Origin of the sequence: Thermobifida fusca NBRC 14071 = JCM 3263 (assembly GCF_001592045.1) — a bacterium.
Taxonomy (GTDB): Bacteria; Actinomycetota; Actinomycetes; order Streptosporangiales; family Streptosporangiaceae; genus Thermobifida; species Thermobifida fusca.
Genome location: NZ_BCWB01000025.1, coordinates 31,027 through 50,939 on the forward strand (window position 1 = coordinate 31,027; position 19,913 = coordinate 50,939).

At 71.1% G+C, this 19,913-nt stretch carries 5 protein-coding genes; all 5 read right to left on the bottom strand.

Annotation, left to right across the window (positions count from 1 at the left end):
- Window positions 1–109 precede the first annotated feature (109 nt).
- From TF1_RS05630 to TF1_RS05650, 5 genes are read right to left on the bottom strand one after another with little or no spacing between them, the layout of a single operon-like run.
- Window positions 110–4,144, bottom strand: coding sequence for a non-ribosomal peptide synthetase (locus TF1_RS05630; protein WP_061783710.1), 4,035 nt, complete (start codon window positions 4,142–4,144; stop codon window positions 110–112).
- A 24-nt stretch (window positions 4,145–4,168) separates the two neighbouring features.
- Window positions 4,169–7,393 (bottom strand): non-ribosomal peptide synthetase, encoded by a 3,225-nt coding sequence (locus tag TF1_RS05635; protein ID WP_011292290.1) that lies wholly within the window; start codon window positions 7,391–7,393, stop codon window positions 4,169–4,171.
- On the bottom strand, window positions 7,390–18,279 hold the full coding sequence (locus tag TF1_RS05640) for a non-ribosomal peptide synthetase (protein WP_061783711.1): 10,890 nt from the start codon (window positions 18,277–18,279) through the stop codon (window positions 7,390–7,392). Before TF1_RS05640 ends, TF1_RS05635 begins: the two co-directional genes overlap by 4 nt.
- Window positions 18,280–18,309: 30 nt before the next feature.
- Entirely contained in the window at window positions 18,310–18,564 is a 255-nt protein-coding gene (locus TF1_RS05645) for a phosphopantetheine-binding protein (RefSeq protein WP_011292292.1), read from the bottom strand.
- A 30-nt stretch (window positions 18,565–18,594) separates the two neighbouring features.
- A complete protein-coding gene (locus TF1_RS05650) occupies window positions 18,595–19,911 on the bottom strand; it encodes a lysine N(6)-hydroxylase/L-ornithine N(5)-oxygenase family protein (protein WP_011292293.1) in 1,317 nt (438 codons plus the stop codon).
- Between the last annotated feature and the right edge of the window lie 2 nt (window positions 19,912–19,913).

Genomic DNA, 19,913 nt, shown 5'->3' on the forward strand with positions numbered 1-19,913 from the left:
ATCGCTTTCTTCGTGTCGGTGGCCAGTGTCCTACAACCACGATTAAGTTAGGCAAGCCTTGCCTAAGTGAACGGTAGAGGGTGGTGGAGGGCTTTCCCAACCCCATCGGCTAGCTGTGTCCGGATCGTGATGTTGGGGGAAGCGGGCGGTGACTGGCCGCGGCCTCGGCCCGCCGCACCCCCTCAGCGAGGAGCGGGCCGATCACCGCCAGCGCCGCCGGTCCGACCAGGTCGTTGTGTCCGCAGTCGACTTCGTGGTCGACCACCTCGCCGGTGACGTACCGGCGCCACAGGTGCGCACCGATCCCGCTGTGCGGGTCACGGTCCGCCGCGGCCGTGAAGAAATGCAGGTCGCCGTCGTAGACGCGGTAGCGCGCCCGGTACATGACTTCCATGGTGAACGCGCGGGCCCGCACCACCCGGTCGATGACCTCCGCGTCGAACCCCGCCCACACTCCCCCGCTGTCACGCAGGAACTCCACCACCTGCTCGCGCCGGTACGGCTTGGTCAGCCAGCTCGGCAGTTCCCGTTGAGAGCTCGACAGCAGGAACTCGAGCGCCTCCTGTTCCGCTTCCTCAGTAGTCGGGACTCCCCCGGCCGCCAGCACTTCGGGGGTATCCGTGGGATAGGTGTCAAGCAGTGCCAGGAACGGCACCTGCTCCCCTTCGGCTTGCAGACGGGTCGCCAAAGCGTGCGCGACCTGGCCCCCGAACGACCAGCCCACCAGGTAGTAGGGGCCGCGGGGCTGCACCCGGCGGACGTGCCGGGCATACAGGTCGACCAGTTCCTCCATGGAGCCGGGGACCTGCTCGCCGCGCAATCCGGGAAACTGGACGCCGATCAGAGGGTGCTCACGGTCCACGAACGGCGCCAGCGCAGCATAGGACCAGGCGAACCCGCTCGCCGGGTGGAAGCAGAACAGTGGAGGCTTCCGCCCGCCTTCGCGGAGGCGCAGCACAGTAGCCAACAGGTCGTCGCGGCGCCCGGTGTCCACGTATTCGCGGAGCTGGGCGACCGTGGGAGCCGCCAACAGGGTGCCCACCCCCACGCGCACCCCCACGTGCTTGCGGAGACGCGCGGCCAGGCGCATCGCCAACAGTGAATGCCCGCCCAGCTCGTAGAAGTCGTCGTCGATACTGACCTGGTCGACGTTGAGGACCGCGGCGACATGCTCGCACAGGGCGCGCTCCAACTCGTCGCGCGGGGCGCGTCCGCCGCGTTCCGGGAGCGCAGGCGCGGGCAGTGCGGCACGGTCGAGCTTGCCGTTGACCGTCAGCGGCAGCCGGTCGAGCTCCACCAGGTGGGCGGGGACCATCGCCGCCGGCACCAGGTCCGCTAGGGTGCGGCGCAGCGCTGCCGGGTCGATGCGCGCCCCCGCGGCAGGCACCACATAGCCGACCAGTTGCGCCCGTCCAGGAGTGTCCTCCCGGACAACCACCGCGGCCTGCGCCACCTCCGGCTGCTCCTCCAGCACGGCGGTGATCTCCGCGGGTTCGACGCGCACCCCGCGGATTTTCACCTGGTCGTCGACCCGGCCCAGGTAGTCGAGGTGGCCGTCCGGCCGCCACCGCACCAGGTCCCCGGTGCGGTACATGCGGGACCCCGGCGGCCCGAACGGGTTGGCGACGAACCGCTCCGCGGTCAGATCAGCCCGGCCGATATAGCCGCGGGCCAGTCCGACGCCGGACACGTACAACTCGCCGGGGGTGCCGGGCGGGACCGGGCGCAGCGCAGAATCCAGGACGTACACCTGGGTGTTAGCGATCGGTCCGCCAACCGTGGGGGTCGCACTGTCTGCGGTGCCGCCGCCGAGCGTGTTGATGGTGTACTCGGTCGGCCCGTACAGGTTGTAGCCGAGGACCCCCTCCGCGCCGCGCAATGCCTGCCACACCGTGTCGCTGACCGCTTCCCCGCCAAGCAGCACCAGGGACGGCCGGTACTGGTCCGGGTCGAGCAGTCCGTCCTCGATGAGCTGCCCGCAGTAGGAGGGGGTGACGTTGATGACGTCGATCGAGTGGCGGCGGCAGTAGTCGACGAGCCGGTCCGAGTCGCGGCGCAGCTCCTCGTCGAGCAGGTGGACTTCGTGGCCGTCCACCAGCCACAGCAGCTCCTCCCACGACATGTCGAAGGAGAACGACACCGTGTGCGCGATGCGCAGCACCCGGCCGCCGAGGGAGTCCACCACCGGGCCGAAAATCGTCTCACGGTGGTTGACCAGCATGTTCACCAGGCCGCGGCCCGTGATCTGCACGCCTTTGGGCCGCCCGGTGGACCCGGAGGTGAAGATCGTGTAGGCGAGGTGGTCGCCGCGCAGCGGACGCGACCGGTCCGCGTCGGTGGGGTCGGTGTCCGCCATCCGGGCCAGCTCGTCCCGGATGGCGGGATCGTCGAGGAGGAGCAGCGGCCCGCTGTCGGCGGGAAGGTGGCCCCGGGCAGCCGTGGTGGTAACGGTGAGCGCCGGAGCGGCGTCGGCAAGCATCACGCGGAGCCGCCCCGCCGGATACTCCAAATCCAGCGGCACATAAGCGCCGCCCGCTTTGAGCACCGCGAACAGGGTGACCACCCAGTCACTGGAGCGGGGCAGCGCGATCGCCACCGGGGTTTCCGGGCCCACGCCGCGGGCGAGCAGCAGCCGGGCAAGCCGGTTGGCGCGCGCGTTGAGCTCCGCGAACGTCAGCGTCGCGTCGCGGGCGACCAGCGCGGTGCGGTGCGGCCAGGCCCGCGCCGACTGCTCAAACAGGTCCATCAGACTCTGCTCGGGAAGGTCGCGTGCGGTGTCGCCGTGCGCTGCCGCAAGCGCGGCGCGTTCCCGGTCAGACAGCACTTCCAGGGCGGCCACCGGCTGGCCGGGTACCGCGGTGACCTGCTCCAACAGCCGCAGGAACCGGTCGACCAGGGCGTGGGCGGTCCCCGAGTCGACGAGGTCGCCGCGGTAGGCGAGGCTGAGCCGGAACTCCTCCCCCGGCTGGGCGACGAACGTCAGCGGATAGTGGGTGGCGTCGAAGCCGGTAACCGACTCCAAGCCGGTGGCTTCTCGGATGCGCTGGTAGCCCTCGTCGTCGTAGGGCAGGTTGCGCAGCACGTAGAGGGTGTCGAAGAGGCGGCGGCCGCCGAGCGCGCGCTGGATGTCGGCCAGCCCCACGTAGTGGTACGGCAGCAGGTCGGCCTGTTCCGCTTGGACGCGGTGGAGCAGCGCCGCCACAGACTCGCCGGGGCGGATCCGCACCCGCACCGGAACCGTGTTGAAGAACACGCCGACGATCGACTCCACCCCGTCGATCTCGGGTGGGCGGCCAGAGACGGTACTGCCGAAGACGATGTCGTCCGCGCCGGTGTGGCTGCGCAGCACCAGGCTCCACACGGTCATCACCACGGTGTTGACCGTGACCCCGATCCGGCGTGCCAGCGCAGTGAGCCGGTCCAGGAGAGGCCGGGCGACCACCGTGTCCACGGTGTGCGGCATGACCGTCCCGGATGTGCCGTCCTCGGCGGGGGCGACCAGGGTGCCTTCGGTGAGGTCGCCGAGAGCGTGCCGCCACGCGTTGAGCGCGGCCGCCTGGTCCTGGCGGCGCAACCACACCAGGTAGTCCCGGTAGGGGCGGGACGGCGGCAGCACGGAAGCGTCACCGCCGTTGCGGTACACCTCCATCAGTTCGGCGTTGTACAGCTCACCGGACCAGCCGTCCATGACGATGTGGTGGAAGGTGAGCACAAGCACGTCCCGCTCCCCCGGCAGACGCACGAGGACGTGGCGGACCAGCGGGGGCCGGGTCAAGTCGAACCGGCGTTCCCGCTGCTCCACGCGGATCCGCTCCAGGCGGCGCTGGGCTTCGGCGGCATCCAGGTGGGACAGGTCGACTTCCCGCCAGGCGGCGCGGAGCTGCCGGGGAATGAACTGGACGGGGCGTTCCACGCCCTCGTACCAGATTCCGGCGCGCAGCGCCGGGTGGCGGCGCAGCAGGGCGTCCGCGGCGGCCCGCAGCGCGGCCGCGTCGACCCGGCGGGAGAACGTGAAAATGTTCTGGACGGTGTAGACGTCGAGCTGCCACTCGTCGACGGTGGCGTGGTAGAGCAGCCCTTCTTGGAGGGGGGTGAGCGGGAGGACCTCGTGGATCTCCCGGGAACCCGCGGCTGCGGTGGTCATGGTGGTACTCCTCAACGGTCGGGCCTAGTCCTGTTCGCGCCACGTCTGGGCGAGTTCAGCGAACTCGTCGGGGGTGATGAGGTCGGAGAAGTCGTCCTCCTCCGGCGTCTCCTCCGAGGCGGGAGGTTCAGCTTCGGACGGTGGGGTCGTGGGGACGGCGTCGGCGAGCCGCTCCGGGGTGCGGTAGGTGAACACGTCGCGCACGGTGAGGTGGATTCCTTCGCGGACGAGCCGGCCGACGAGCCGCAGTGAAGAGACGCTGTCCCCACCGAGTGCGAAGAAGTCCGCGTCCGCGCTGACCTCGGCCATCCCCAGCACCTCGGCGAACGCCGCGCACAGGGCGTGCTCGAGGGGGGTGCGGGGGGCGCGCCTGGAGACGGGGCCCGGGTCAGGGTCGGGCAGCGCGTCCCGGCGGAGTTTGCCGTTCACGGTGAGCGGCAGCGCGTCCACCACCACGAACGCGGCGGGCACCCATGCCGCGGGCAGGCGGTCGGCAAGCCCGCGGCGGACCTCGTCCACGTCAGGCGGGGAGCCGTCGGGGACGAGGTAGCCGACCAGGCGGAGCCCGCCGGCAGGGGCAGGGCGGGCGGCGACCGCGGCGTCCGCAACCCCGGGCTGAGCGCGGAGCACCGCCTCCACTTCACCGGGCTCCACGCGCACCCCGTTGATCTTCACTTGGTCGTCGACCCGGCCGAGGTATTCCACGGCCCCATCAGCGCGGCGGCGCACCAGGTCACCGGTGCGGTAGAGGCGGGAGCCGGGCGGGCCGAACGGGTTGGCGACGAACCGGGACGCGGTCATGCCGGGGCGGCCGACATAGCCGCGCGCGAGCTGCACCCCGCCCAGGTACAGTTCGCCGACGGCCCCGGTCGGCAAAGGCCGCAGGGACGAGTCGAGGACGTACAGTTCCGTGTTCCACACGGGACGGCCGATCGGCACCGGGTCGCGGACCGGCTCCGTGCCCGCCCCGCACACCGGGTGGGAGGTCACGTCGACGGCGGCTTCGGTGGGACCGTACAGGTTGTCCAGGCGCGCCTGGGGCAGGGTGCGCGCCCAAGCGCGGGCCAGGTCGGCGTCGAGCGCTTCCCCGCTCACGATGACCTGCCGCAGCGCGGTAGCGCGGCGGGCCGTGGGCTCGTTGAGGAAGACGCGCAGCAGGGACGGCACGAAATGGCAGACCGTCACCTTGTGCTCGGCGAACAAAGCGGCCAGGTAGGCGGGGTCGCGGTGGCCGCCTGGGCGGGCCACGACCAGGGTGGCTCCGGTGATCAGCGGCCAGAAGAACTCCCACACCGACACGTCGAAGCCGACAGGGGTTTTCTGGGCGACCCGGTCCTCGGGGGTGAGCCGGTAGGTGTGCTGCATCCACTGCAACCGGTTGGCGATCGCCCGGTGCGCGACCCCCACGCCCTTAGGCTCGCCGGTGGATCCGGACGTGAAGATGGTGTAGGCGAGCTGGTCGGGGTGGACGTCCCGGGTCGGCAGCGGCTCGAGTCCGGCCAGGCGGTCCCGGGTCGCAGCGTCGTCCACCACGACAGTGCCGGGCAGCCGGTCACCGAGGCGCGGCAGGGCCCCCTGGCAGGTGACGACGGTGCCGGCGCGGGCCCGCTCCACCATGGCAGCCAGCCGGGCCGGGGGATGGTCCACGTCCAGCGGCAGGTAGGCGGCCCCCGCACGCAGCACGCCCAGCAGCGCGATGACCAGGTCCGCGGAGCGGGGCAGCGCCACCGCCACCACGTCCCCTGGGGCTACGCCGCGTTCCGCGAGCAGCGCGGCGAGCCGTCCCGCCCGGTCGTGCACTTCACGGTAGGTGAGCCGGATGCCGTCGGCGATGAGCGCCACCCGGTCGGCGTGGGTGTGCGCGGCCGCGTCCACGAGCGCGGTGAGAGTGTGCTCGGCGAGCGGGTGCCTCGTGGCGTTGTGCGCGGCGAGCGCAGCCCGCTCCGCGTCGCCGAGCAGGTCGAATGCGCACAGCGGCCGCTCGCTGTCGTCCACCAGCTGGGTGAGGACGCGGACAACGAGGTCGAGGACGGCCTCGGCGTCCGCGGCGGAGAACTGGTCGGGGTCGTAGTCGACGCAGAGGGTGATGTCCTCTTCGGGAAGCACCACCAGCACCAGCGGGTAGTGGGTGGCGTCGCGCACTGTGACGCCGGTGACGCGCATGCCCGCGTGGTCGGCGGCGTGCCGGGAACGGTCGACCGGGAAGTTCTCCACCACAAGGAGGGTGTCGAAGAGGGTTGCCGTGCCGGCGGCACGCTGCACCGCGCTGAGCCCGAGGGCATGGTGGTCGACCAGGGCTGCCTGCTCGGTGTGGATCCGCCGTAGGAGGGCCGCGGCTGTTTCGGCTACCCCCAGCCGGACCCGTACCGGAAGCGTGTTGGTGAACAGTCCGATCATCGCCTCGGAGCCAGGCACGTCAGGGGTGCGTCCGGAGACAGGTTGACCGAAGACCACGTCGGTGCTCCCGGTGCGCGTGGCCAGGGCGATCGCCCACGCGGCTTGGAACACGGTGTTGGGGGTGACCCGGTGGGCTCGGGCCGCGTCCCGCAGCCTGGCGCCGAGCGCTGCGGGAAGCACCCGGGTCGTCCGGCGGGGCGGCCGAGCCGTCCCGGAACGTCCCGGAGCGACCAGGCACGGTCCCGGCAGGTCCGCGAGCGCGGTGCGCCACGCATCCGCCGCGGCATCCCGGTCCAAGCGGGCCAGCCAGGCCAGGTAGTCCCGGTAGGAGGGGGCGGGCGGCAGCGCGGCGGTGTCGCCGTCCGCCGCGTACAGCGTGCACAGTTCGGTGATGAGCAGTGGGAGCGACCAGCCGTCCAGCAGGATGTGGTGGGCGGTCACGACGAGGACGTGCTCGGTGTAGCCGCGGACGAGAAGGAATCGGAGGAGCGGCGGCGCGGCCAGGTCGAACCGGTGGGCGAGTTCGCGTTCCGCGAGCGGCTCCGCGGCGGCCGCGGGGTCCCCCTCGGCCCGGGTCTCCTCCCACGCCACGTCGACGTCGGCGGGCACGAACTGGACAGGCTGGTCCAGGCCTTCGTGGGCGAATCCGGCACGCAGGTTGGGGTAGCGCTGCAGGAGTGCGCGGGCGGCACGCCGCAGCCGGGCGGTATCGATCCGGCCGTGCAGGGCCACCCGGCACTGCAGGGCGTAGACGTCCCCGTCGGCTCCGGTCAGCGCGTGGTGGAAGAGCAGCCCTTCTTGGAGGGGGCCAAGGGGGAGCACCTCGCTGATTCCGCTGGGTCGCTGAGTCAACGCCGTTTCCTCCACAGTGATTCGAGCTGGGCGAGCTGGTTGGCGTCGAGGGAGACCAGCGGTTCCTCCGGTGCGGGGGCGGCAGGTCCCTCCTCGGTGACGGGCTGGGCGACCGCGGCGAGGTCAGCGACCACGGGGTGGCGGAAGACGTGGCGGGCGCTGATCTCCCATCCGGCACTGCGGGCCCTGTGGACGAGGCGCAGGGTGAGGACGCTGTCGCCGCCGAGCGCGAAGAAGTCGGCGTCGGCTCCCACCTTGTCCAAGCCGAGGACTTCGGCGTAGACGGCGCACAGCGCGGCCTCCGCCTCGGTTGCGGGTTCGCGGACCGGCGCGGCGTTGTCGGCCGTGGGCGTGGGGTCGGGGAGGGCTTTGCGGTCGATCTTGCCGTTGGCGGTCAGCGGGAACTCGTCCACCACCACGAACGCCGACGGCACCATGTAGGCGGGCAGGGTCTCAGCGAGTGCGGTCCGCAACTCCCTGGGGGTGACCAGGCGTTCGGCTACCACATAACCGACGAGCCGCTGGTGGTTTCCGCTGTCGTTACGGGCCACCACCACTGCTTGGGAGATCCCGTCGATACGGGCGAGCGCGGTTTCGATCTCCCCGAGTTCGACGCGAAAACCGCGGATCTTGACCTGAAAGTCGGCACGACCCAGGAAATCCAACCGCCCATCCGATCGCCACCGCACCACATCCCCCGTGCGATACATGCGAGACCCGGGCGGACCATACGGATCAGCAACAAACCGCTGCGCAGTCAAATCGAACCGGCCGTGGTAGCCCCACGCCACCCCCTCACCAGCGATATACAGCTCCCCCGCCACACCTGGCGGCACCAGACGCAACCCCGCATCCAGCACATACACCCGCGTATTCGCCATCGGCACGCCAATGGTGACGGGGGCGCCGCTGCGTACCCGGTCGGCGGTCGACCAGATCGTCGTCTCCGTCGGCCCATACACGTTGGTGACCTCCACCGCCCGTTCCGCCAAGGTCTCGGCGAGGGTGGCGGGGAGCGCTTCCCCACCGACGAGGACACGCAGCCCGTGCAGCGCGTGGGGTGCGGTGTCGGCGAGCATCTGCCACAGCGTGGGGGTGGCCTGCATGACGGTGGGACGCTCGGCCGCGATGAGGTCGGCTAGCGCGGCCGGGTCGCGGACAGTGTCGGGGGCGGCGAGCACCACGGTGGCTCCGGCGAGGAGCGGCAGGTACAGCTCTAACGCGGAAATGTCGAAACTCACCGTGGTCACCGCAAGCCAAGAATCCTCGGGCTCCATAGGCACCCGCTCAGCCATATCGGTGAGGAAGTTCGCCAGATTACGGTGCGACACCACCACACCCTTAGGCCGCCCCGTCGACCCAGACGTGTACAAGATGTACGCCGCCCCATCCACGGTGGCCGACGGCACTGCTGTGCCGGGTTCGGGACGCAGGTCCGGGTCGTCGACGCAGATCCGTGCGGTGTCCTGCGGCAGGGTCGGCTCCAGCGTTGCTGTGGTGACCACGGTGACGGCGCCCGAGTCGGTGAGCATGAAGGCGAGACGCTCCGCCGGGAAATCCGGATCCAACGGCACATAGACCGCACCAACACGCTGCACAGCCAACAGCGCAGCCACCAGCTCCGGAACCCGCGGCAGCAACACCGCCACCACCTGACCAGGCCGCACCCCACCCGCAACCAGCAGACCAGCCAGTCGCTCCACCTCAGCATCCAACCGGGCATACGACCACACGGCCCCACCACAGCGCACCGCCACCGCCCCCGGCACACGCCGCGCCCACTCAGCCACCGCCCGATCCGGACGCACCGCCGTCACCGGCCGCCCCGTCGCATTCCACTCAGACACCAACCGGCGACGTTCTGCCCCCGACACCACCTCCACCCCAGCAACCGGACGACACGGGTCCGCGCAGGCGTGCTCCAACACGGTGCGGAGGCGCGCCACCAGCTGTTCCGCGCTGTCATGGTCGAACAGGTCGGCCGCATAGTTGAGGGCGATGTGGGCTCCGCCGTGCCCGTCCTCGATAAACGCGAACTCCAAGTCGAATTTGGCGGTGTCCAGCGGGACTTCAACGAGCCGGGTGGCCGCGCCGAACAGGCGGTCCACATCCGAAGGGCGACGCTGGTAGGAGACCATCGTCTGGAACAGCGGGTGGCGGCTGACCGCCCGGGGCGGTTTCACCGTGTCGACTACCGCGTCGAACGGCGCGTCGGCGCGGGCGAACGCTTCCAGGTCGACGGCACGGACCCGGTCCAGCAGGTCGGCGAAAGTAGGGTTGCCGGACAGGTTCACGCGCAACACCAGCGTGTTGAGGAAGAAGCCGACAGTGTCGTGGACGGCTTCGTCGGCGCGGTCGGCGACCGGGCTGCCCAACGGGATGTCGTCGCCGGCGCCCAGACGGTGCAAGAGCACGGCGACAGCGGCCTGGACCACCATGAAGACGGTGACGCCGTGCTGGGCGGCGAGGCGGCGCACAGCTTCGACCAGTTCAGGGGGGAGTTCGGCACGCGCTAGGCCGCCGCGGTGGCTTGCTGTCGCCGGCCGGGGCCGGTCGGTGGGCAGGTCCAGTTCGTCGGGCAGGTCCTGCAGGGCGTGCTGCCAGTAGTCGAGTTGGCGGCGCAGCGGACTGGCGGGGTCGGTGGCCTCGCCCAACCAGTCGTGCAGCGTGGCCGCGTAGTCGCTGTACTGGGCGGGCAGCGGCTCCCAGTCGGGGGCGCGTCCCGCGGCCCGCGCCCGGTAGGCGGTGTCCAGGTCGCGCAGCAGCGGCGCGAAAGACCACTCGTCTGCGGCAATGTGGTGGCAGACGAGGAGCAGCACACAGCCGTCGACCTGTTCCCCGGTGATCATGCGGACTCGCAGGGGGATCTGGGTGGCGAGGTCGAAGGGCTGGGCGGTGAGTTCGGCGAGCAGGTCCGCCACCGGCCCTGCGGCCTGAACTTCCGCGACGTCGACCGCGGCGTCCTCGGGGGCGAGGAGAACCGGGTCGGGGCCGTCGTCGCTGCTGCGTACAAGGGTGCGCAGCACCTCGTGGCGGGCCACGAGGTCGCGGACTGCGGCGCGGAGAACATCGAGGTCGAGCCGGTCGGAGACGTGGACGGCGAGCGGCACGTTGTAGGCGCCGCGGGTCTGGTAGACCTGCTCGATGAGCCAGAGCCGCCGCTGGAAGTGGGAGAGGACAGGTGGGGCGTCTGGGCCGCGGCGGGTCACGGCGGGCCGCCGTCCGGTCTGTGTGGTGAGGCGGGCGGCAAGCGCGGCCGGGGTAGGTGCTTCGAACAGGTCGCGGACCCCGACGTCGACGCCGAGGAGGGCGCGGAGCCGGGCGACGACACGCAGTGAGAGCAGGGAGTGGCCGCCGAGCGCGAAGAAGTCAGCGTCCGCGGTGACGTCGGACCGGTCGAGGACAGCCGCGAAGACCTGGCAGACGATCTCCTCGTAGGCGGTGACCGGGTCCCGTCCGGCCGGGCCGTCCCCTGCTGCGGGCGCGGGGTCGGGGAGGGCTTTGCGGTCGATCTTGCCGTTGGCGGTCAGCGGGAACTCGTCCACCACCACGAACGCCGACGGCACCATATAGGCGGGCAGAACCGCGGCGAGCTTCTCCCGGATCTCGGCCGTGCCGGGCGCCGCTGCCCCGGCTGGGACGAGGTAGGCGACGAGCCGCTGGTGGTTTCCGCTGTCGTTACGGGCCACCACCACTGCTTGGGAGATCCCGTCGATACGGGCGAGCGCGGTTTCGATCTCCCCGAGTTCGACGCGAAAACCGCGGATCTTGACCTGAAAGTCGGCACGACCCAGGAAATCCAACCGCCCATCCGATCGCCACCGCACCACATCCCCCGTGCGATACATGCGAGACCCGGGCGGACCATACGGATCAGCAACAAACCGCTGCGCAGTCAAATCGAACCGGCCGTGGTAGCCCCACGCCACCCCCTCACCAGCGATATACAGCTCCCCCGCCACACCTGGCGGCACCAGACGCAACCCCGCATCCAGCACATACACCCGCGTATTCGCCATCGGCACGCCAATGGTGACGGGGGCGCCGCTGCGTACCCGGTCGGCGGTCGACCAGATCGTCGTCTCCGTCGGCCCATACACGTTGTGGACGACGGCTGCCCGGCTGGCGAGCACGTCCGCCAGCGGTACGGGCAGCGCCTCGCCTCCCACGAGGATCCGCAACCCGTTGAGCACGTCCGGATCCTCGTCGGCGAGCATCTGCCACAGCGTGGGGGTGGCCTGCATGATCGTGGGCTGGCTGGCGCGCATGACCGCGGCGAGTTCCCGCGGATCGCGCACCGTGGCGGCGTCCACGAGGGTGATCGTCGCTCCGGCGAGGAGCGGCAGGTACAGCTCCAACGCGGAAATGTCGAAACTCACCGTGGTCACCGCAAGCCAAGAATCCTGCGGCCCCATAGGCACCCGCTCAGCCATATCGGTGAGGAAGTTCGCCAGATTACGGTGCGACACCACCACACCCTTAGGCCGCCCCGTCGACCCAGACGTGTACAAGATGTACGCCGCCCCATCCGGGCCGTCCCAGGCCGGTGCCGGAGTGTCGGGGGCAGCGGGTGCTGTATCGTCAAGGAGGATTCGGCCCACTCCCGCGGGTACTGCCGCCTCGAGTCCGCGAGTGGTGACCACGGTGACGGCGCCCGAGTCGGTGAGCATGAAGGCGAGACGCTCCGCCGGGAAATCCGGATCCAACGGCACATAGACCGCACCAACACGCTGCACAGCCAACAGCGCAGCCACCAGCTCCGGAACCCGCGGCAGCAACACCGCCACCACCTGACCAGGCCGCACCCCACCCGCAACCAGCAGACCAGCCAGTCGCTCCACCTCAGCATCCAACCGGGCATACGACCACACGGCCCCACCACAGCGCACCGCCACCGCCCCCGGCACACGCCGCGCCCACTCAGCCACCGCCCGATCCGGACGCACCGCCGTCACCGGCCGCCCCGTCGCATTCCACTCCCCGAGCATGCGGGACTGTTCTGCCTCCGCGGCTACGCCCACGGTGCCGACGCGGGCCCCCGGATCCGTGGCGATGCGGGTGAGGAGGTCGCGGAAGCGGTCCAGGAGCGCGTGGGCCTGCGCGGAGTCGACCGCGTCGGGGCGGTGGCACAACCGCAGTTGCAGGCGCGGTCCGGGAAACACGTTGACGGAGACCGGATAGTGGGTGGTGTCGGTGACGTCGACGTCGCGCAGCCGCACGCCCGCGTATTCTTCGTCGGCCACCGCGTCCCGGTACGGGAAGTTCTCGAAGACGAGGAGGGTGTCGAAGAGCGGTGCGGTACCGGTGAGCTCCTGCAGCCGGGTGAGGCCGACATGGTGATGTTCGGCGAGCGCGGCCTGTCGACGCTGCAGGTCGATGAGGAGGTCGGCGATGTTCCGGGCCGGGTGGGCGCGGAGCCGTACCGCGATGGTGTTGATGAACAGGCCGAGGATGTCGTCGACCCCGTCGAGTTCGGCGGGCCGCCCGGAGACGGTGACCCCGAAGACGACGTCGTCGCGCCCGGTGAGCCCGGCCAGCAGCAGGCCCCATGCTGTTTGGACGAGGACTCCGACGGTCACGCCGAGGGAACGGGCGGTCTCGGTGAGTCGGGCGGTCTCCTCCTCACTGAGTTCAGCGAAGAGTTCCTGCTGGGCTCCGTCACCGCCGTAGGGGTCGGCGTCGGGGGCGAGCAGGGACGGTCCGGGCAGGTCGGCGAGTTCCGCCCGCCAGGCGCGGTCCGCGGCTGCCAGGTCCCGGTCGGCCAGCCACACCAGGTAGTCGCGGAAGGTGGCCGTGGGCGGCGGGCTGGTGGGGTTGGCGTACAGGGTGAACAGCTCCCGCAGGAAGAGCGGGGTGGACCAGCCGTCGAGCAGGGTGTGGTGGTCGGTGACCACGAGCCGGTGGTGGTCCGGGGCCAGGCGGATGAGGACGAAGCGGATCAGGGGCGGACGGGCGAGGTCGAAAGGGGTGTCCCGTTCTTCGGCGCGTAGTTGCGCGCAGCAGGCCTCCTGGGCTGCCGCGTCCTGTCCGGACAGGTCGACGATGCGCCAGCGGAGCGCCACCTCAGCGGGGACGAACTGGACAGTGTCGGTGCCGTCGCTCCAGAAGCCGACGCGCAGCGACGGGTGCCGGTCGAGGAGGGCAGCAGCGGCATCCCGCAGCCGGTCCGCGTCCAACAGCCCGGTAATGTCCGTGCACGACTGGGTGGTGTAGGCGTCGCGGCCGCCGCTGTAGAGGCTGTGGAAGACTAGCCCGGCTTGGAGCGGTGTGGGCGGCCACAGGTCGACGATCCGCGGGTTGGCGACGTCGGCGTGCTCCGCCCAGTCGCGGGCGATCCGGGTGATGCGCTCCTGGTCGACGGCGACGAGCGGCACGTCGGAGGGGGTGAGGGTGCACACGCCGGGGGTGGCGGCGTAGGTGGTGAGGCTGCGCAGCGCCGCGGTGAACTCTTCGGCGAGGAAAGCCACGTCGGCGGTGTCGTGGACGCCTTCGGCCCACCGCCAGGTGACCGCCAGCTGGGGGCCGCGGGCAGTGTCGCGGGCGGCGATACCGACTTCCAAACCGCAGGTGAGCGGCTGGTCGGGGTCTTCGTCGAGCAGCAGGTCCGCCACCTCTGGGGCGGTCTGCCAGGGCTCGTCGTGGGAGGCGCCGAACCGGCCCAGGTAGTTGAAGAGGATGTCGGAGCGGGCCGCATGCGCGAGAGCAGGCGCGGTCTCGGGGTTGAGGCGGCGCAGCAGGCCGTAGCCGAGGCCGTCGCCGGGTACGGCGCGCAGGGTCTCCTTGACGCGGGCGAGGGCCGCTCCGACGTCGGCGGCCTGGTCGCGGGTGAGCGCCAACCGGACCGGGTGGGCGCTGGTGAACCAGCCGACGGTGCGGGTGGTGTCGGCGGGTTCGGCCAGCTCGTAGCGTCCGTGTCCTTCGACGTCGACGAGCACGCCGCTGTCGGCGTGGCCGTGCCGTGCCCGCAGCCGGGCGGCAGCCACGGCCAGGGCGGTGAGCAGCAGTTCGTCAACGCCCATGCCCAGGGCGGGACCGGTGTCGGTGAGCACAGCGGCCGACAGGTCGGGGTCGACAGTCCACTCCATGCTGCGGCGCGTAGCTACCGTGTCGCCTGCGTTGAGGGGTCTCATGCCGAGCGGCTGGTGGGTGGCGGGGTCGACGGTCCGCTGCCAGTAGTCGAGTTCCGCGACGCGTGCGGCGCGGCGCGCTTCCGCGGCGAGCAGGCGGGTCCAACGGCGCAGCGAGGTTCCGGCCGGGGCGAGGGCCGGGGGGTGTCCTTGGGCTCGGGCTGTCACAGCGGCACGCAGGTCGGGGCCGAGGATCCGCCAGGAGACCCCGTCGACCACGAAATGGTGGATGCGCAGCAGCAGCCGCCCGGTGCGGTGCGCACCCCGGTCGAACCAGACCGCGGCCAGGGTGCGGCCTTGGGCCAGGTCGATTCGGTCAGCGGCGCGCGCGTTCTCCCGGGCCACTGCTGCGGCCAGGTCGGTGTCGGTCCACTCGGCGGCATCCACCCGGCGCAGCAGACCGGAGGGGACCGTGTCAGGCGGGGCGACCTGCAGGGCGGTGCCGGTGGCGTGCAGCCGCAGCGCGTCGTGGTGGCGGACGAGGTCGCCCAGGGCGGCGGCGAGGACCTCTTCGCTGAGGCCGGGCGGGGTGCACAGGACCTGCGACTGGGCGAACCGCGCGGGGGGCACGCCCTGGTCGAGCAGGTCAGCCATGAGAGGGGTGGGCTGCAGGTCGCCGACAGGATCGTCGTCCGGCTCAGCGGCAGAATGCCCGGTGAGGGGGGTGGCGGCCGCGGCGAGCCGGGCCACGGTGGGCCGGTCGAAGACGTCGCGCACCCGCAGCGCCAGTCCGGCGGCCCGGGCCCGGTTGACCAGTTGGATCGCGGTGATGCTGTCCCCGCCGAGCCGGAAGAAGTCGTCGTGGACTCCCACGGTCGGCACGCCGAGGACGTAGGCGAAGATGTCCGCCAAGGTCTGCTGCCGGGGGGTGGCGGGCGCATCGTGGCTGCCGGCGCTCTCCACTCCCGGGTCGGGCAGGGCGGCCCGGTCCAGTTTCCCGTTGGGGGTCACCGGAAGGTCGCTGGTGAACACGACCGCCGCGGGCACCATAGCGTCGGGCAGGTGTTCGGCGAGGTGGGCGCGGAGCTGGTCGGGGGTGAGGGTGACTCCCTGGTGGAGCACCACGTGGGCGCTGAGCCGCACCGATCCGGAGGCAGCGGTGTGGGCGGCGACCGCGCAGCGGGCCACCGCGGGATGGGTTTCCGCGACTGCTTCGATTTCCTCTACTTCGACGCGGAATCCGCGGACCTGGAGCTGGGTGTCGACGCGGCCGAGGTATTCGAGCTGGCCGTCAGCGCGCTGCCGCACCCGGTCCCCGGTGCGGTACATGCGGCTGCCGGGCGGACCGTACGGATCGGCAACGAACCGGTCCGCGGTCTGGTCGGGGCGGCCCAGGTAGCCTCGCGCGACCTGGACGCCGGCCAGGTAGAGTTCGCCGGCCACCCCGACCGGCACCGGCTGCAGCGCGTCGTCGAGGATGCGGACGGCCACGCCGGGGACGGGTCGGCCCACGGTAGGGGTGTCGCTGTCTGCCACGGACGCCACGAGCGCGTCCACCGTGTTCTCGGTGGGCCCGTAGCAGTTGACGGCGCGGGTGGCGGGGAGGGAGCGCAGGCGGCGCCACAGGTCCTCGGGGCAGGCTTCCCCACCGAAGCTGAGGAGGTGCGGCAGGTGCCGCACCTGCCCGGAGTCGAGCAGGCCGCGCAGGTAGGTGGGGGTGAAGTCGAGGTAGTCGATGCGGTGGGCGGAGATGTAGGCGCCGAGGCGGGCGTAGTCGTAGATGTAGTCGTCGCCGAGCAGGTGGAGTTCGTGGCCGTAGAGCAGGCCGAGCAACTGGTCCCAGGACGCGTCGAAACCGAACGACCCGGTGTGGCCGACCCGCAGGCGCTGCGCGGCCGTACCGTCGAACAGGACGTGGCGGTGGGCGGCGACCAGGTTGGCGAGGGCCCGGTGAGGGACGACGACGCCCTTAGGCTTCCCCGTGGTTCCGGAGGTGTAGATGAGGTAGGCCGCGTTGTCGGGGTGCGGCAGGGGCAGCGGTTCGCTGGTCGTGGGGGTTTCCGCGAGGCGGGTGCGCACCTGGGGGTCGGCGAGGTCGATGCGGTGCGCGTCCCCGAAGTCCGGGAGGGGCGCGCCGAAGTCCGGTGCGGTCACCGCCACCACCGGACGGGTGTCGGCGACGATGGCGGCGAGCCGCTCCACGGGGTGGGCCGGGTCCAGGTACACGTAGGCGCCGCCGGCGCGCAGCACCGCGAACAAGGCGACGAGCACGTCCAGGGTGCGGGGCAGGGCGAGCGCCACGATCCGCTCCGGGCCGACCCCGTGTGCGCGCAGGAGCCGGGCCAGCCGGTCGACGCGGTCGAGGAACTCGGCCCGGGTCACACTGCGGCCGTCGGCAACCACGGCGACAGCGTCCGGGTCGTCTGCAGCGAGCTGGTCGAGCAGGCTGGGGATGAGCGGGGGGTGCTCGTCGACCGGTGGTGCAGCGGACCCGGCCGCGGTGGCGCCGGTGTAGTCGAGGCGTGCCACAGGAGTGTGGGCCGGGGCCGCAGCGGCCGCGTCGAGCAGGCGGACGATCTCGGCGAGTCGAGCTTGGACGTCTGCGGGATCGTAGCGGCGGTCGTTGGCGTTGGCTTCCAGGGTGAGGCCGCCGTGCGGGGCGCGGTAGACCGAGAGAGCCAGATCGTCGACGGGCCCCTCGGACAGGGTCACCGTGGTAGCGGAAACCCCGTCGAAGGACAGGTCGTAGTCGAACAGTTTGATGTTGATCTCAGGGCCGAACAGCGGGCGGTCCGTGCCGACCAGGGCGAGGTCGCGGCGCAGCCATTCAGCGCGGTAGCGCTGGTGGGCGCGCAGGTCGCGGAGCGCGGCCGCGGTGGCGGCGACAACCTGTTCCACCGTGTCCCCGGGGCGGACGTGCACCCGCAGCGGCAGCACGTTGACCACCATGGCGGGGGTGCGCAGCGCGGCCCGGCCGAGCCGCCCCATGACCGGGATGCCGAGGACTACGTCGCGGTGCCCGGTCATCCGGGACAGGTAGGCGGCAGAGCTGGCGATCACGGTGTCCGCCCAGGTGGCCCCGGTGCGCTCCCCCAGTTCGGTGAGCCCGGTGAGAACGTCGGCGGCCACGTCGGCCCGTGCCCGCAGCACCCCGGCGTAGGGCGCCTGCGGGCGGGAGGACAGCAGGGCTGTGGGGTAGCCGTCGCCGAGCAGTCCGGTCCAGTAGGCGCGGTCGGCCGCGCACTGTTCGGAGGCGGCGTAGGCGGTTTCGTCGGCGACGATGTCGGCGAGGCTGCCGAACCGGGACGGCGGCGGTTCCTGGCCGCGTCCCAGGGCGGTGTAGACGTCGGCGACCCGCCGGGCGAGCAGGGTGACCGCGTAGGCGTCGACGAGGATGTGGTGGTAGCGCTGGTACCAGTACCAGCGGCGTTCCCCTACCCGCAGGAGGGCGTAGCGGACGAGCGGCTCGTCCGTGTCGAACCGGACCGGGTGCGCCATGTCGCGGCGCATCCACGCGGCGGCGGCGTGCCGCGGGTCGGCTTCCGCGGTGAGGTCGTGGACCTCCACCACTCCCGCACCGTCGGCACGGATCTCCTGCACGGCGGTGTCGCCCCGGGCCACCGGGCGGGACCGCAGCGTTTCGCTGTCCCGGACGACGCTCTCCACGGCACGGATGAACCGGTCGACGTCGAGGTCGGCGGGGATGTCGGTGTATTGGCCGACGTTGAACACGGGGCTGTCCGGCACGATCTGCTGGGCGTACCAGACTCCGGCCTGTGCGTCGGTGAGAGGCAGCCGAGTGGTGGAGGTGTCCGACATCAGTTACTGCTCCTTAGACACGGGGCGGGGTTAGGGCTGCTGGGTGAGGAGCACCAGCCAGGCCGCGATGGTGGGTTCTTCCGCGAGGTCGGCGAAGTCGGCGGAGATGCCGTCTTTCCGCCAGGTTTCGAGGAGGCTCATCAACCTGATGGAGTCCAGTCCCCGGTCCAGCAGGTTTTCGTGGGGGTCGATGGAGTCGGCGGGTTCGCCGAGCAGCCGGGCGATGTCGGCGCGCATCCGCTCTTCGGTGATCACAGAGTGACGTACCGTGTCGTCGTTGGTCATGGTTGTCTCCGTTGCGGGGGTTTGCAGTGGTTAGGACGTGGCGCGGCGCGCTTCGATGGAGTCGATGATCTCGGCGGCGCGGGTGGCGACGTTGGACAGCAGCACCGAGGAGATCCCGTGCGTGTGCTCGGTGCCGCCCTGCAGGTACAGGCCGCAGGTGACGGTGTCGTCGGTGACGATCCGGTAGTCGCGCTGCAGAGAAGGCCGACCGGCGGCGTCGAACACGCAGTGGTGGCCGAGGTCGCCGAGCAGCGGCCGGATGTCCACCGGCTGGTAGCCGGTCGCGTAGACCACGTGGTCGACGGTGAGCACGGTCTGTTTTCCGCTGACCTGGTCTTCCAGGGTGAGGTCGACCCGGTCGTCGGTCTCGGTAAGCGCGACGACTCGCGTCATGTTGTGGATCTGCAGCCGCGGTTTTCCGCGGACGCGTTCGGCGTAGAAGCGCCGGTACAGTTCAGCGATGAGGTCCGGGTCCACCGCGGAGTAGTTCGTGTTGCGGTGGTAGTGCATGAGTTCGTCTTTGAACTCTTGGGGTGCGTCGTAGTAGGCATCGACTGCCTCGGGGTCGAAGATGCGGTTGGCGAACGGGGTGTCGTCGGACGGGCTGTAGCCGTAGCGGGAGAACACCGCGTGGACGGGGAGGTCGGCGAACCGCTGGTGGAGGTGGCCGACGACTTCGGCAGCGCTCTGTCCTGCCCCCACCACCGCGAAACCGTGCACCGGGGCTGCGGGCAGATCAGCGAGGCGGTGTAACAGGTGTTCGCTGTGCCAGACCCGGTCTGAGGGGTGCACCCCCTCGGGCATGCTGGGGCGCAGGCCGGGGGCGAGGACGACGTTGCGGGCGCGTTCCACGGTTTCCCGGCCGGCAGTGTCGCGGGCGACGACGTCGAGGTAGACGACTTTCCCGTGCCGGGTGACGGGGCGCAGCGCCACCACGTGCTGTCCGTAGCGCACCTGGTCGCTGACCCGCTGGGCGCACCACACCAGGTAGTCGTGGAATTCGGCGCGCAGCGGGAAGAGCGTCTTGTGGTTGATGAAGTCGTGCAGCCGTCCCATCCGGTGGAGGAAGGACAGGAAGCTAAAGTCGCTGGCCGGGTTGCGGGGGGTGACCAGGTCTTTGAGGAAGGAGATCTGCATGGTGGCGTCGTCCAGCAGCATCCCCTGGTGCCAGCTGAAGCGTTCTTGGCGTTCCAGGAACAGCCCGGTGGGGGCTTTTCCGCCTGCGGCGCGGCGCTCTCGCAGCGCAATGGCCAGGCCCAGGTTGGAGGGGCCGAAGCCGACGCCGACCAGGTCGTGGACGGGGCGTTCGGAGGTGTCGGACACCTCGTGGTCGAGGGACGGTGTCATGG

Bases quoted from the DNA above. Each gene is read 5' to 3' on its own strand.
- TF1_RS05630 (WP_061783710.1), bottom strand. From the start codon at position 4,144: ATGACCACCGCAGCCGCGGGTTCCCGGGAGATCCACGAGGTCCTCCCG.
- TF1_RS05640 (WP_061783711.1), bottom strand. From the start codon at position 18,279: ATGTCGGACACCTCCACCACTCGGCTGCCTCTCACCGACGCACAGGCC.
- TF1_RS05645 (WP_011292292.1), bottom strand. From the start codon at position 18,564: ATGACCAACGACGACACGGTACGTCACTCTGTGATCACCGAAGAGCGG.
- TF1_RS05650 (WP_011292293.1), bottom strand. From the start codon at position 19,911: ATGACACCGTCCCTCGACCACGAGGTGTCCGACACCTCCGAACGCCCC.